Raw genomic sequence first — 14,498 nt, forward strand, 5'->3', positions numbered from 1 at the left:
CCTGTAGGCCAAAGCTGTCAGCGTTTGCCGACGGCTGGACACGCCCTCCTCCTGCTTGCTCTTGCCCGTTGCCGGGCAAGAATCGAGGCACATAACAAGGAGTGCTTCCAAATGTCCATTTCGCTTATCCTGCTGATCGTTCTTATTCTTATCCTGGTCGGCGCACTGCCCACCTGGGGTCATAGCCGCAGCTGGGGCTACGGTCCCAGCGGCGGTATCGGCCTCGTGGTGCTGATCCTGGTGATCCTGCTGCTGATGGGACGCATCTAGTCAGTCCGCAGTTTCGCTGGTGATCCACCAGAAAAAATGGCCTTGCAATGCAAGGCCATTTTTTTTGCGCGTTTGAAAAAGCGTGGCATCAACTATTGAGTTGAGCCCAGGCCTTTTAGTTTCGGCATAACAAGCCATCGGCAATTGTTAGCCTTCACTGAAAAGCGTGGCATCAACTATTCAGTTGCTGCCACGCTTTTTTGCTACGGCATAACAAGCCTTCGGCAGTTGTTAGCCTTCGCTGAAAGGCTGGGCTCAACTGTTCAGTTGAGCCCAGGCCTTTTCCAATCGTTTGATACTTACAGGCTGCGGCGTGCGCAGCTCCTGCGCAAAAAAGCTCACACGCAGCTCTTCCAGCAGCCAGCGAAATTCCTGCATGCGCGCATCGACCGCACCCTTGCGTTCGGCCACCAGGCGCCAGTAGCGCTGCTCCTGCGGCCGCAATTCAGCCAGGCGCGCGGTGTCGCGCGCCGGGTCGGTGCGCCATTTCTCCAGCCGCAGCGTGATGGCTTTGAGGTAGCGCGCGAAGTGCTGCAGTTGCGTGTAAGGCGTGGCCGTCAGAAAGCGCTTGGGCACCAGGCGCTGCAGTTGCTGGGCGGCATCGGTCGCGGCTTCGGCGGCGTTTTTGCTGTCCTTGATCTTGCGCTGGGCCACGGCGAATTCGGTGAGGATGCCGGCGGCCAGCCGGGCCACCTCGCTGGCGATCAAGGTCAGGCGGCCTCGCCCGTCGTCGATGCGCTTCTTGAACTCGCCCTCGTTGGTGGGCAGCGGATCCAGCAGGAAAGCGCGGTCCAGCGCGACCTCGATGATCTGCTCGCGCAGCTCTTCCAGCGTGCCGCCGCCTGAGTTGTCGGCGGCGCGCCCCACCAGCATGTAGGCGGTCGCCATCTTCTGCAGCTCGGGCAGGTTTTTCTCGAGGTACTTGAGCGCGTCCTTGATCTGCAGCGCAAACAGCCGGCGCAAACCGGCGCGGTGCTTGGCCGCGGCCGCATCGGGCTCATCGAACACCTCGATGGTCACCGCATCGCCCAGATCGATCAGCGCCGGGAACCCGATCAGCGTCTGGGAGCCCTTGCGGATTTCCATCAGTTCCGGCAGCTCGCCAAAACTCCAGCTTGTGTAACGTTCCGCGACCTTGACCGCAGTACTTTGGGGTGCGGCCTGTGCGCGCCCTGCCTGGGCCGCAGGCCGGTTCGTGTCGGGGCTGGCGGCCGGCTCGGGCGCCTTCGCCAGGTTTTTGAGCCCGGCCAGCGCCTGGAAAGCACCGCGCGCCTGCGAACCCAGTTCGCCCTTGAGCGCCCCCAGGTTGCGGCCGGCACCCAGCTGCCGGCCGTGCTCATCGACCACACGGAAGTTCATGAACAGGTGCGGCGGCAGCATGTCCAGCTTCATGTCGTTGCGTTTGATGTCCAGCGAGGTCGCGTCGCGCACCAGCTTGAGCACCGCGTCCGTCAGCGAACCGCTGCCGAACACCTCGGGCTGCAGCAGTTGCTCCGTCATGCGCGCCGCGGTCTCGGGCAGCGGCACCAGGCGCGAGCGCGGGCGCTGGTGCAGGGTCTTGATCAAGGCCTGTACCTTGTCCTTGAGCATGCCGGGCACCAGCCACTCGCAGCGCTCCTCATTGACCTGGTTGAGCGCAAACAGCGGCACGTCGACGGTGACACCGTCGCGCGCGTCGCCGGGCTCGTGCAGGTAAGTCACCGCGCAGTCCACGCCGCCCATGCGCAGGGTCTTGGGAAAGGCCTGCGTGGTGATGCCGGCCGCTTCGTGGCGCATCAGCTCTTCGCGGGTCAGCAGCAACAACTGCGGCTGCTTTTTCGATTCTTCCTTGTACCAGTGCTCGCAGCTCGCGCCACTGTGTACGTCGGCCGGCAGTTGCTGGTCGTAGAAAGCGTAAATCAGTTCTTCATCGACCAGCACGTCCTGGCGCCTGGCCTTGTGTTCGAGGTCCTGCACCTGCTGGATCAGCTTCTGGTTGGCGGCCAGGAAAGGCAGTTTGGTGTCCCAGTTGCCGGCGACCAGCGCCTCGCGGATGAAAATCTCGCGCGCGGTAACCGGGTCGACACGGCCGAAGTTGACGCGCCGGCCGTTGTAGACCACCAGGCCGTAGAGCGTGGCGCGCTCCAGCGCCGTGACCTGCGCGGCTTTTTTCTCCCAGTGCGGATCCAGCAGCTGTTTGCTGAGCAAATGGCCGGCCACCTGTTCCATCCAGGCCGGGTCGATGTTGGCGATGCCGCGGCCGAACAGGCGCGTGGTTTCCACCAGTTCGGCCACCACGATCCAGCGGCCCGGCTTCTTGCTCAGGCGCGCGCCGGGATGGCGGTAAAACTTGATGCCGCGCGCGCCCAGGTACCAGTCTTCCTCGTCGCTTTTGCAGCCTATATTGCCCAAGAGGCCGCAAAGCATGGACAGGTGCAACTGCTCATAACTGGCGGGTTTGTCGTTCAGGACCCATTTCTGCTCGCCGACGACCGTGTGCAACTGCGAATGGATGTCGCGCCACTCGCGCACGCGGCGGATGTTGACGTAGTTCTCGCGCAGCAGGTTTTCGTACTGGCGGTTGGACAGCTTGTGATCGGTACCGTGGCCGCCGCGCGCGTCGCCCAGCCATTTCCAGAGCTTGAGGTAGCCGCTGAATTCGCTTTTCTCGTCGTCGAACTTGGCGTGCTGCTGGTCGGCCTGGGCCTGCTTGTCCATGGGCCGGTCGCGCACGTCCTGCACGCTGAGCGCGCTGGCGATCACCAGCACCTCGTCGAGCGCGCCGCGGTCCTTGGCCTCCAGGATCATGCGGCCCACGCGCGGGTCCAGCGGCAGCTTGGCCAGCGTGCGGCCCACGGGCGTGAGCTCGTTGTCCTCGTCCACCGCGCCGAGTTCGGCCAGCAGCTGGTAGCCGTCGGCAATCGCGCGGCGCTGCGGCGGCTCGATAAAGGCGAACTCCTCGACGTTGCCGAGGTGCAGCGCCTTCATGCGCAGGATCACCGAGGCCAGCGAGCTGCGCAGGATTTCAGGGTCGGTGAAAGGCTGGCGGCCCTGGAAATCCTTCTCGTCATACAGGCGTATGCAGATACCGTCGGCCACCCGGCCGCAGCGGCCGGCGCGCTGGTTGGCCGCGGCCTGCGACACCGGCTCCACCATCAGCTGCTCGACCTTGTTGCGAAAGCTGTAGCGCTTGACGCGCGCGGTGCCGGCGTCGATCACATAACGGATGCCCGGCACGGTCAGCGAGGTTTCGGCCACGTTGGTGGCCAGCACGATGCGCCGGCCGCTGTGGCCGTCGAAGATGCGGTCCTGCTCGGCCTGGCTCAGGCGCGCGAACAGCGGCAGCACCTCGGCGTTGCGCGTCAGCGGCTGGTGCGCCAGGTGTTTGCGCAGGTGGTCGGCCGCCTCGCGGATTTCGCGCTCGCCGGGCAAGAAGACCAGGATGTCGCCCGCGCTGTGCGGGCTCAGCCAGAGCTCGTCGACCGCGTCGGCGATCGCGTCGTTCAGGTCGTGCTCGCGCGACTCTTCGAACGGCCGGTAGCGCTGCTCCACCGGAAACATGCGGCCCGACACCATGATGACCGGCGCAGGCCCTTTGGCCGAGGCGAAGTAGTCGGCAAAACGCTGTGCGTCGATCGTCGCCGAGGTGATGACAACCTTGAGGTCGGGCCTGCGCGGCAGCAGCTGGCGAAGGTAGCCCAGCAGGAAGTCGATGTTCAGGCTGCGCTCGTGGGCCTCATCGATGATGATGGTGTCGTAGGCCTTGAGCAGCGGATCCGTCTGCGTCTCGGCCAGCAGGATGCCGTCGGTCATGAGCTTGACGGAAGCGTCGCGCGAGAGCCGGTCCTGGAAGCGCACCTTGTAGCCCACCACGTCGCCCAGAGGGGTCTTCAGCTCCTCGGCGATGCGCTTGGCCACGCTGGAGGCAGCAATCCGCCGCGGCTGGGTGTGGCCTATGAGCCGGCCCTGCCCCGGCGGGTAATTGAGCTTGCCGCGCCCCATGGCCAGCGCGATCTTGGGCAGCTGGGTGGTCTTGCCCGAGCCGGTTTCGCCGCAGACGATGACGACCTGGTGGGCGGCCATCGCGGCGGTGATGTCCTCGCGCTTGCCGGAGACCGGCAGCGATTCGGGAAAAGTGATGGTAAGGGGGGACAAAGGTGCGGGCAAAAGGAAAAGCGGGAAGAGCGAGGCGGGAAGGCCGGCGCGGCAAAGCCGTCAATTATCGGCTGTTCCGGCAGGCCGCCGCGCCGGCGGGGTTACCCCTCAGGCCGCCATCACCGGCATGTCGACGATTTCCCCGCTGGTCTCGTCGTACCACGCGATGCGGCTGGGATAGCTGAGCGCCGCGCGCGACATGCCCCGCCCCAAGCCCACGGCCGAGGAAGCGCGCGCGTCGGTTTTCGACACCCGCAGCACGCCTATGCCGGCCTCGGCCGCCCAGCGCGTCTGCTGGCTGGCCGCGGCTGCTGTTTCCAGGCTGGTGTTGAGCACCACCGTGCGCGACAGCGTCGCCTGGATGCGGCGAGCCAGGTGGATCAGGTCGCCGCTGTGGTGGCAGGTGCGCATCAGCACCAGGAAGCCGTCCTCGCCCAGGCGCCCCATCTCCAGGTGGGCGGGCACGGTGCGCCGCAGCCGCCCGGCGCAGACGAACAGCGCGTGGTTGACGGCCGCCAGGCCGTAGAGTTTTTCCAGCACGTAAAGGTTGGCGATGGACACCACGATGACGCCCAGCGGCACCGGCTGGTCCCGGTAATCCTGGAAAGCCGCGTTCACCATGTTGCTGGTTTCGCTGTTGGAGCGCATGCGCGTCACCGGGTCGTAGCTGGGGCCGTGCGCCATCGCCCGGTTCAGCTCGATCAGGTAGGAGTAGCGTATCCAGAGCACCGACGCCATGGTGGCCAGATACGCCGTGCCGGCCAGCGCGGTGACGGCGTGCGCCTGCCACGGCACGTGGGCGCGGTCCAGCGCCATCCAGCTCAGGCCCAGGATGGCCACCAGCATGAAAAGCACGCCCGAGACCGCCACCCAGGCCAGGCGGTCCCCGCGCAGGGCGGTGCGCAGGCTCAGGGCCAGCGCCACGAATCCCAGGAAGGCGGCCGCGCCCAGGCTGAGCGCCAGGGACTGCTGCGGGCTCAGCGCCCAGCCCAGCGCGATGACCAGGGCGGCCATGACGCCCAGCAAGGCCACGGCGCGCTGCTGGGACGCCGGGCTGCGCAGGATGCCCAGGATGGAAAAAAGCAGGTAGGCCAGCAAGGCCGACACCAGGGCGGCCACGTGGGCCAGGAAGCGGTCCAGCGTGGCGGCATCGCTGATCGGCAGGCCGCCCAGGAAGGCCACCACGAAGAAGGTCGAAGCGACGGCCGAGGCGGCGGCGTTGACCGCAATGCGGCGCAGGGACCGGAAGTAGGCAAACACCGAGCCGGCCAGCATCAGGCCGGCTGCCCCGAAATAGCAGCCCCAGAACCCGATCGCGTATTTATCCATAACCCCAGACCATAACCTGCCCCGCCTTGTTTCGCTATCCCCAAAAATGAGTACACCGCCCGCCGCCGGCCGCCCGCCGCGGCACGCCCCTCGGTCCGGCCGCGTCTCCCTTACACTCACTGGACTTTTCCGTTTGCCGGGGAAAGCAGCGCCGGGAAGCCGTGCCGCGCCCTCCGACCGCCGCGTCCCCGGCAGCTACCGACCCGCCCCTTCCGACCCGAAAGCGCGCCCATGTCCGCCGTCTTCAATTTCACCTTTGTGCCCTGGTTCCGCTCGGTCGCGCCCTATATCCACACGCACCGCGGCAAAACCTTTGTGGTCGGTATCGCCGGAGAAGCCATCGCGGCCGGCAAGCTGCAGCACATCGCCCAGGACCTGGCGCTGATCCAGAGCATGGGCGTGAAGATCGTGCTGGTGCACGGCTTTCGCCCCCAGGTCAACGAGCAGCTCAAGGCCAAGGGCCATACCGCCAAATACTCGCACGGCATGCGCATCACCGACGAAGTCGCGCTCGACAGCGCCCAGGAAGCGGCCGGCCAGCTGCGCTATGAAATCGAGGCGGCCTTCAGCCAGGGCCTGCCCAACACGCCCATGGCCGGCTCCACGGTGCGGGTGATCTCGGGCAACTTCATCACCGCGCGCCCGGTCGGCATTCTCGACGGCGTGGACTTCAAGCATTCGGGCCTGGTGCGCAAGGTCGACACCGCCGCCATAGGCCGGGTGCTGGATTTCGGCGCCATGGTGCTGCTGTCGCCCTTCGGCTTCTCGCCCACCGGCGAAGCCTTCAACCTGACCATGGAAGAGGTCGCCACCTCGGTGGCCATCGCCATGCAGGCCGACAAGCTGATCTTCCTGAGCGAGATCCCGGGCATACGCATACACCACGACCAGCCCGAGAGCGAAGACAACCCCATTGATACCGAGCTGCCGCTGGCCGCCGCCGAAAAACTGCTGGCCACCCTGCCCAACGGCGAGCGCCCCACCGACACGGCGTTTTACCTGCAGCACTGCGTCAAGGCCTGCAAGGCCGGCGTGGAGCGCAGCCACATCCTGCCCTTCGCGGTGGACGGCGCCTTGCTGCTCGAAATCTACGTGCACGACGGCATAGGCACCATGGTGATCGATGAAAAGCTCGAGGAACTGCGCGAAGCCACCGAGGACGACGTGGGCGGCATCCTGCAGCTGATCGAGCCTTTTGAAAACGACGGCACGCTGGTCAAGCGCAGCCGCACCGAGATCGAGCGCGACGCCGCCAACTACAGCATCATCGAGCACGACGGCGTCATCTTTGCCTGCGCAGCGCTCTACCCCTACCCCGAGGCCAAAACGGCCGAAATGGCGGCGTTGACCGTCTCGCCGCAAAGCCAGGGCCAGGGCGACGGCGAGAAAATCTTGAAACGCATTGAGCAGCGCGCCCGCGCGGCCGGCCTGCAAAGCATCTTCGTGCTGACCACCCGCACCATGCACTGGTTCATCAAGCGCGGCTTCGTGCAGGTGGACCCGGACTGGCTGCCCGACGGCCGCAAGCGCAAATACAACTGGGACCGCAAGAGCCAGGTGCTGGTCAAGAAGCTGGGCTAAAGCGCCCAGCCGCCTTCGGACTTCACCATGCAGGAACTTGTTTTTTTCGGCAGCGTTGCCGCCCTCTACCTGATGCTGGCCGTCAGCCCGGGCCCCAATTTTCTGGTCATCACCCTGGCGGCCGTGAGCGAATCACGCCGCCACGCCCTGTGCGTGGGACTGGGCGTTTCCACCGCCAGCGTGCTGTGGGCAAGCCTGGCTGCCGTCGGGCTGGGAATACTCATTTCCCATTTCAACGGGCTGCAGCAAATACTGCAGGTCGCCGGCGGCATCTACCTGCTTTACATCGGCATCCGCCTGATCCGGCAAGCGCACTTACCGCTGCCCGAGAGCAGCCCGCAAGCCGGCCGCAGCGGCTGGCAAGCCTATCGCTATGGGCTGGCCACCAACCTCACCAACCCGAAGTCGCTGGTGTTTTTCAGCAGCGCCTTCGCCACGCTGTTTACGCCGGGTTTGCCGGTATGGATGCGGGTGGCGGCCGTGGGGGTGGTGGCGGTCATTTCCCTGACCTGGAACTTCCTGGTCGCCACCCTGTTTTGCAGAAGCAGCACCCGCCAGGGCTACCGCCGCGCCAAACGCTGGATAGACCGGCTCACGGGCGGCCTGCTCGCGCTGTTCGGCCTGCGCCTGATTTTCAGCCGCTAGGCGGTACAGCCGCCGGACCGGCCTTTCGCCATAATGGCTTTTCCTTTTTACCGGGATGACCACCATGCTTGAGCTCCGCCCCAACTGCGAATGCTGCAACCGCGACCTGCCGGCCGACTCGACCGATGCGCGCATCTGCACGTTTGAATGCACCTTCTGCGCCGACTGTGTCGCCACCAGACTCCAGGGCGTCTGCCCCAATTGCGGCGGTGAATTCACCGTCCGGCCACGCCGCCCGGCCGGCAAGCTGGCCAAGTACCCGCCCTCGACCGAGCGCGTCTACAAGCCCGAAGGCTGCGCGGCCGCCGCATGAACACCACCACCCTTCTGCTGTTTTCCGTGGTCGCGCTGGTGGCGATTGCCACGCCCGGCCCCACGGTGCTGCTGGCGCTGGCCAACGGTTCGCGCTACGGCGTGCGCCGCTCGGTGCCCGGCATGCTGGGCGCGGTGGTCTCTGATTTTGTGCTGGTGGGCGCGGTGGCCCTGGGCCTGGGCGCGCTGCTGGCGGCTTCCGAGTTCTGGTTTTCGGTGCTCAAGTGGGCCGGCGCTGCCTACCTGGCCTGGCTGGGCATACGCCTGCTGCGCTCGCGCGGCGGTTTTGAGATTCCCGCCGAAAGCGCCGGCGCCCAGCACGGCAGCCGCGCGATTTTCATGAAATCCTTCCTGGTCGCGGTGACCAACCCCAAGGGTTACCTCTTTTGCTCGGCCCTGCTGCCTCAGTTCATAGACCCGGCCGCCGCCCAGGCGCCGCAATACCTCGCCATTTCGCTGGTGTTCGCCGGTATCGATTTTTCCGTCATGTTCGGTTATGCCTTTGTCGGCGCGCGCGCCATCCGCCTGCTCAAGGCCTCGGCCACGCGCTGGATAGACCGCGCCTGCGGCGGCGCGCTGCTGGCGCTGGCCGGTTCCCTGGCCTTTTACCGGCGGGCGAACAGCTAGGCTTTACGGTGCCGGGGCACCCCGTATGTGCGCTGGCGAACAGACCGACAAAAACCCTCCCTGTCATACTCCCGGAGTCTTTCCCGAGACTTCACACCCTCCCCGGCCAGGATCCTGGACGCGCCGCCTCACGGCCGGCGCTTCGCGGCATCGTCGTTATTTCTGCAGAAACATGGCCCATGTCACCTATTTCCCGCCTGAGCGCTCTTGACGCGATTGCCAAAGCCGACGGCATAGAGTCCCTGCGCCAGGAAGCGCTGCTCAAGACAGGCGCGCTGCAAACCGCCATCCTGACGAGCGAAAATTTCTCCATCATCGCGACCGACGAAAAAGGCATCATCCAGCTCTTCAACGTCGGCGCCGAGCGCATGCTGGGCTATATGGCGGCCGAGGTCGTCAACAAGATCAACCCCAGCGACATCCACGACCCGCAGGAAGTGATGGCCCGGGCCCAGGCGCTGAGTGTGGAACTCGCCACCACCATCACGCCGGGCTTCGAGGCGCTGGCCTTCAAGGCCTCGCGCGGCATTGAAGACATCTACGAGCTGACCTATATCTGCAAGGACGGCAGCCGCTTTCCGGCCATCGTCTCCATCACCGCCTTGCGCGACGACTTCGGCACCATCATCGGCTACCTGCTGATAGGCACCGACAACTCGGTGCGCAAGCAGGTCGAGATCGCGCTGAACGAGGCGATGGCGGTGGCCGAGAAGGCCAACCTGGCCAAGTCGGATTTCCTCTCCAGCATGAGCCACGAGCTGCGCACGCCGCTCAGCGCCATCCTGGGTTTTGCACAGCTGATCGAGTCCGGTACGCCGGCTCCCTCGCCCTCGCAAAAGCGCAGCGTGGACCAGATCCTGCAGGCCGGCTGGTATTTGCTGGACCTGATCAACGAAATCCTGGACCTGGCGCTGATCGAGTCCGGCAAGCTGTCGCTCTCGCTGGAGCCGGTGTCGCTGGCCGAAGTCATGCGCGAATGCGAAACCATGATCGAATCGCAGGCCGAAAAACGCGGCATCAGCGTGAGCTTCCCGGAGTTCGGCTCGCCCCGCTTCGTCAGCGCGGACCGCACGCGCCTCAAGCAGGTGCTGATCAACCTGCTGTCCAACGCCATCAAATACAACACCGAACACGGCCGGGTGACGCTCGAGTGCGTCGACACGCCGGCCGGGCGCATCCGCATCTGCGTGGAAGACACCGGCAAAGGCCTGGCGCCGGAGAAAATAGACCAGCTCTTCCAGCCCTTTAATCGGCTCGGGCAGGAAGCCAACACCGAACAGGGCACCGGCATAGGCCTGGTGATGACCAAGCGGCTGGTCGAGTTGATGGGCGGCGTGATCGGCGTGGAAAGCGTGGTCGGCAAGGGCAGCATGTTCTGGATCGAAATGAACATCACCAGCGAGCAGAAAATCCCGGCGGACCTGCTGAACCTCGTGGTTGGCCCCGTTGCGCAAGGGCCCACGGACCCCCATACGCGCAGCCTGCTGTACGTCGAGGACAACCCCGCCAACCTGATGCTGGTGGAAGACCTGATCGCCAGGCGCCCGGACCTGCGGCTGCTGTCGGCGCGGGACGGCATCAGCGGCATCGCGATTGCCAAGGCGTCCCTGCCGGATTTCATCCTGATGGACATCAACCTTCCCGGCATCAGCGGCATCACGGCCATGAAGATCCTGTCGGAAGACCCCTTGACGAAACACATTCCGGTGGTGGCGCTCAGCGCCAACGCCATGCCCCGCGACATTGCAAAAGGCCTGGAGGCGGGCTTCTTCCGCTACCTCACCAAGCCCATCAAGATCAACGAGTTCATGGAGACCCTGGACCTGGTGCTCGAGGTCGCCAAAACCAGGGCCGATTCTGTTCTCGTGAAGGAAGCCCCATGATGAACGCCGAGTTCGACATCCTGAACGCGAGCATCCTGATCGTGGACGATCAGGCCGCCAACGTGCTGCTGCTGGAGCAACTGCTGGCAGGCACCGGCTATACCAAGGTCCGCTCGACCATGGATCCGCTGGAAGTGGTGGCGCTGCACGCACAGCACCGCTACGACCTGATCCTGCTGGACCTGAAAATGCCCGGCATGGACGGCTTCCAGGTGATGGAAGCGCTCAAGCAGAACCAGCTCGACCAGTACCTTTGCGTGATCGTCCTGACGGCCGAGCCCGGCCACAAGCTGCGCGCCCTGCAGGCCGGCGCCAAGGATTTCATCAGCAAGCCCTTCGACCTGGTCGAGGTCAAGACGCGCATCCACAACATCCTGGAAGTACGGCTGCTGTACAAAAAACTCGAGAACTACAGCAAGCTGCTGGAGCTCGCCATGCAGCAAAGCTCGGCGGAACCCGCTGAAGTGCCCATGCCGAAAGTCTCCCGAGCCTGAACCGCCGCGGCCTTCAGTGAAAATCGCGGCTTGAGGTGCCCAACCGCCCCAACAGCGGCGTGAGGTCTTCCAGCCGGTGCGCCACCAGGTTGCGCACCGCGCCGTAGCCCTTGGCGGTGCCGCTTTCCTCGCTGCGCTGCCACACCCCGTACACCGCCAGCAGGCGCGCATGCAGCACCTCGGCGCGCTGCGCCTCGCGCAGGGATTTCCACACGATGACGTTGACCGGGCCGGTTTCATCCTCCAGCGTGATGAAGATGGTGCCCTTGGCGGTTTGCGGCTGCTGGCGCACGGTGACGATGCCGCAGCCGGCCACTTCCTCGCCGTCTCCCAGGGCATTGAGCTCGCTGGCGCTCAGCAGACCCTTGCGCGCCAGCCGCTCCCTCAGCAGCGCGACCGGATGCCGCCGCAGCGTGAGGCCGGTGGCCTGGTAGTCGAACAGGATGTTTTCGCCTTCAGGCGTATCGGGCAGCGCCAGCGGCGTTTCATGCGTGGGCACGGACTTGAGCAGCCGCGGCGCAGGCTTGATGGCCGAGGCGTCCCACACCTGCTGGCGCCTGTGGCCCGACAGCGGCAGCAAGGCATCGGCGGCGGCCAGCGCGTTGACTTCCAGGGTGCCCAGCCCGGCGCGCGACACCAGGTCTTCTGTTGAGGTGAAAGGCGCTTGCGCCCGCGCCGCCACCAGGCGGGCCACGGCGTCTTCGCGCAGGCCGGACACCAGGCGCAGGCCCAGGCGGACGGCGGGCTGGTCTTTATGGATACCCGGGTACTGCGAAAGAGCCGTGCTTTCGGCGGGCTCGAGCGTGCAATCCCATCCGCTGTGCATCACATCCACCGCCCTCACCTCCACGCCGTGCTTGCGCGCGTCCTGCACCAGCTGTGAAGGCGCATAAAAACCCATGGGCTGTGAATTGACCAGCGCCGCCAGGAAACACGCCGGTTCGTGGCACTTGAGCCAGCAGCTCACGTAGACCAGCTTGGCGAAACTCGCGGCGTGGCTTTCAGGGAAGCCGTATTCACCAAAGCCGCGGATCTGGCTGAAGATGCGCTCGGAGAACTCGCGGTCATACCCCCTGTCGGCCATGGCATTGACCAGCCGGTCGTGAAAACGCTCCACGCCGCCTTTGCGCTTCCAGGCGGCCATGGAACGGCGCAGGTCGTCGGCTTCATCGGCTGAAAATTTCGCGGCAATCATGGCGATCTGCATGACCTGCTCCTGGAAGATGGGAACGCCGTGGGTCCGGCCCAGTGCTTCACGCAGTTCCTCGTACGGGAAGTCGATCTTTCCGCCGTTGCGCACGGTTTCGCGCGCCTTGAGGTACGGGTGCACCATGCCGCCCTGTATCGGCCCCGGCCGGACGATGGCGACCTCCACCACCAGGTCGTAATAGGTGCGCGGCTGCAGGCGCGGCAGCATGGACATCTGCGCGCGGCTCTCGATCTGGAACACGCCCACCGTGTCGGCCTCGCAGATCATGTCGTAGGTTTGCGGATCTCCCAGCGGAAGGCTGTGCATCTCATAGTCCTTTTGCCGGGTCTCATTGACCAGCTTCAGGCAGCGCTGTATCGCCGACAGCATGCCCAGCGCCAGCACATCGACCTTGAGCAGGCCCATGGCATCCAGGTCGTCCTTGTCCCACTGGATGATGCGGCGCTCCTCCATCGAAGCCGGCTGCACCGGCACCAGGCGCGTGAGCTTGCCCTGCGTCAGCACAAAGCCGCCCACGTGCTGACTCAGGTGGCGCGGAAAGCCGATCAGCTGCGCCGACAAATCCAGCCACTGCAGCACCGGCCCTTCCCGGCCCGCCAGGCCGGCCTGCCGGACTTTTTCCGCCAGCACCTCGCTGCCGTCAAACCAGAAATGCTCTTTGGCAAAGAGGTCTATCAGTTCGGGCTCCATGGCCAGCGCCTTGCCGACGTCGCGGATCGCGCTGCGCGGGCGGTAGCTGATAACGGTGGCGGCGATGGCGGCGCGGTCGTGGCCGTACTTGCCGTAGATGTACTGGATGACCTCTTCGCGCCGCTCGTGCTCGAAGTCCACGTCAATGTCGGGCGGCTCGCGGCGTTCGCGGCTGATGAAGCGCTCGAACAGCAGCGTGCTTTCCACCGGGTTGACGGCTGTCACGCCCAGGCAATAACACACCACCGAGTTGGCCGCCGAACCGCGCCCCTGGCACAGGATGCCCTTGCTGCGCGCGAACCGGACGATGTCCTGCACGGTGATGAAGAACATTTCGTACTGCAATTCTTCAATCAGCGCGAGTTCCCTGTCGATCTGGGCCTGGATGTCGGAGCCAATGCCGTCCGGGTAACGCGCGCTGGCGCCTTCGGCCGTCAGCCGCCGCAAGCACTGAGCGGGTGTTTCCACGCTGGGCACGATGTCTTCCACCGGGTAACGGTACAAGTCGCGGATTTCGGCCAGGTTGAAGCGGCAGCGCGCCGCCACCTCCAGCGTGGCGCGCAGCAGGCCGGCCGGGTAAATGCCGGCCAGCCGCATGCGTGGGCGCAGATGCGCCTCGGCATTGGCCTGCAGCGCAAAGCCGCATTCATGCACGGCTTTGCCCAGCTTGATGGCCGTCATCACGTCGTGCAGCGGCTTGCGCGAGCGCTTGTGCATCAGCACGTTGCCGGCCGCCACCAGGCGTATGCCGGTGTCCGCGGCCACCTCCTGCAACTGCTGCAGGCGCAGCGCATCGTCCAGGCCCTGCTGCAGCTCGACGGCCAGCCAGGCGCTGGCGCCGAACAGCTCCGCAGCCCAGGCGGCGTGCGCGCCCAAGGCCTGCACGTCAATCGCTTCGGGCAAAGGCGACAGCAGGATTTCGCAATCACCCAGGCGCGAGAAATCGGTCTCACCCCGCGCGACGCGGTAACTGCCTTTTTCCAGCACGTCGCCGGCGCGCCGCGCCTCGGTGATGAACTCGCACAGGTTGCCCCAACCGGCCGCGTTGTGGGGCAGCACCACCAGCCTGAACGCATGGGCGGCCCGCACCAGAAATTCCGCCCCCGGCAGCAGTTGCAGGCCGAGTGCCTTGGCAACTTCATGCGCCCTCACGACACCGGCGACCGAGCATTCGTCGGTGACGGCCAGCGCCTTGTAGCCCAGTTCGAAGGCCCGCTCGGCGAGTTCCTGCGCATGCGAGGCGCCGCGCTGGAAGCTGAAGTTGCTCAGCGCATGCAGCTCGGCGTAATCGGGCAGTGCGTAAATGGACGACATACGAACAGC

The 14,498-nt window shown here is 65.4% G+C and carries 10 protein-coding genes; 7 read left to right on the plus strand and 3 right to left on the minus strand.

The window, feature by feature from the left end; translation table 11 throughout:
* Window positions 1–111 precede the first annotated feature (111 nt).
* Window positions 112–270: a DUF3309 family protein gene (locus tag ACLV74_RS16260; RefSeq protein ID WP_411880438.1), complete on the plus strand. Its 159-nt coding sequence runs from the start codon at window positions 112–114 to the stop codon at window positions 268–270.
* Window positions 271–525: 255 nt separating this feature from the next.
* Here the strand turns inward: ACLV74_RS16260 and hrpA are convergent, their stop codons facing one another.
* Window positions 526–4,404 (minus strand): ATP-dependent RNA helicase HrpA, encoded by a 3,879-nt coding sequence (gene hrpA, locus ACLV74_RS16265; protein ID WP_411880439.1) that lies wholly within the window; start codon window positions 4,402–4,404, stop codon window positions 526–528.
* Between the two features lie 108 nt (window positions 4,405–4,512).
* Window positions 4,513–5,733: a GGDEF domain-containing protein gene (locus tag ACLV74_RS16270; protein WP_411880440.1), complete on the minus strand. Its 1,221-nt coding sequence runs from the start codon at window positions 5,731–5,733 to the stop codon at window positions 4,513–4,515.
* A gap of 231 nt (window positions 5,734–5,964) precedes the next feature.
* Here ACLV74_RS16270 and argA point away from each other — a divergent pair, with 231 nt between their 5' ends.
* From argA to ACLV74_RS16300, 6 genes are all read left to right on the plus strand, one after another.
* A complete protein-coding gene (gene argA / locus ACLV74_RS16275) occupies window positions 5,965–7,314 on the plus strand; it encodes an amino-acid N-acetyltransferase (protein ID WP_411880441.1) in 1,350 nt (449 codons plus the stop codon).
* Window positions 7,315–7,341: 27 nt separating this feature from the next.
* A complete protein-coding gene (locus ACLV74_RS16280; protein ID WP_411880442.1) occupies window positions 7,342–7,959 on the plus strand; it encodes a LysE family translocator in 618 nt (205 codons plus the stop codon).
* 64 nt (window positions 7,960–8,023) lie between these two features.
* A complete protein-coding gene (locus ACLV74_RS16285) occupies window positions 8,024–8,272 on the plus strand; it encodes a DUF1272 domain-containing protein (RefSeq protein ID WP_411880443.1) in 249 nt (82 codons plus the stop codon).
* Window positions 8,269–8,898 carry a LysE family translocator gene (locus ACLV74_RS16290; protein ID WP_411880444.1) on the plus strand — a complete coding sequence of 210 codons (630 nt, stop codon included), beginning with the start codon at window positions 8,269–8,271 and terminating at the stop codon, window positions 8,896–8,898. Before ACLV74_RS16285 ends, ACLV74_RS16290 begins: the two co-directional genes overlap by 4 nt.
* 179 nt (window positions 8,899–9,077) lie before the next feature.
* Complete coding sequence (locus ACLV74_RS16295) at window positions 9,078–10,781, plus strand: ATP-binding protein (protein ID WP_411880445.1); 1,704 nt, start codon at window positions 9,078–9,080, stop codon at window positions 10,779–10,781.
* A complete protein-coding gene (locus tag ACLV74_RS16300; protein WP_411880446.1) occupies window positions 10,778–11,275 on the plus strand; it encodes a response regulator in 498 nt (165 codons plus the stop codon). The genes ACLV74_RS16295 and ACLV74_RS16300 overlap by 4 nt, the downstream gene beginning before the upstream one ends.
* A 13-nt stretch (window positions 11,276–11,288) precedes the next feature.
* Here the strand turns inward: ACLV74_RS16300 and ACLV74_RS16305 are convergent, their stop codons facing one another.
* The gene (locus ACLV74_RS16305) at window positions 11,289–14,489 is read right to left on the minus strand and encodes an error-prone DNA polymerase (protein WP_411880447.1); all 3,201 of its coding nucleotides are present in this window, start codon (window positions 14,487–14,489) and stop codon (window positions 11,289–11,291) included.
* Window positions 14,490–14,498: the final 9 nt, after the last annotated feature.

Origin of the sequence: Polaromonas sp. YR568, from assembly GCF_943369415.1 — a bacterium.
Lineage (GTDB): Bacteria > Pseudomonadota > Gammaproteobacteria > Burkholderiales > Burkholderiaceae_C > Polaromonas.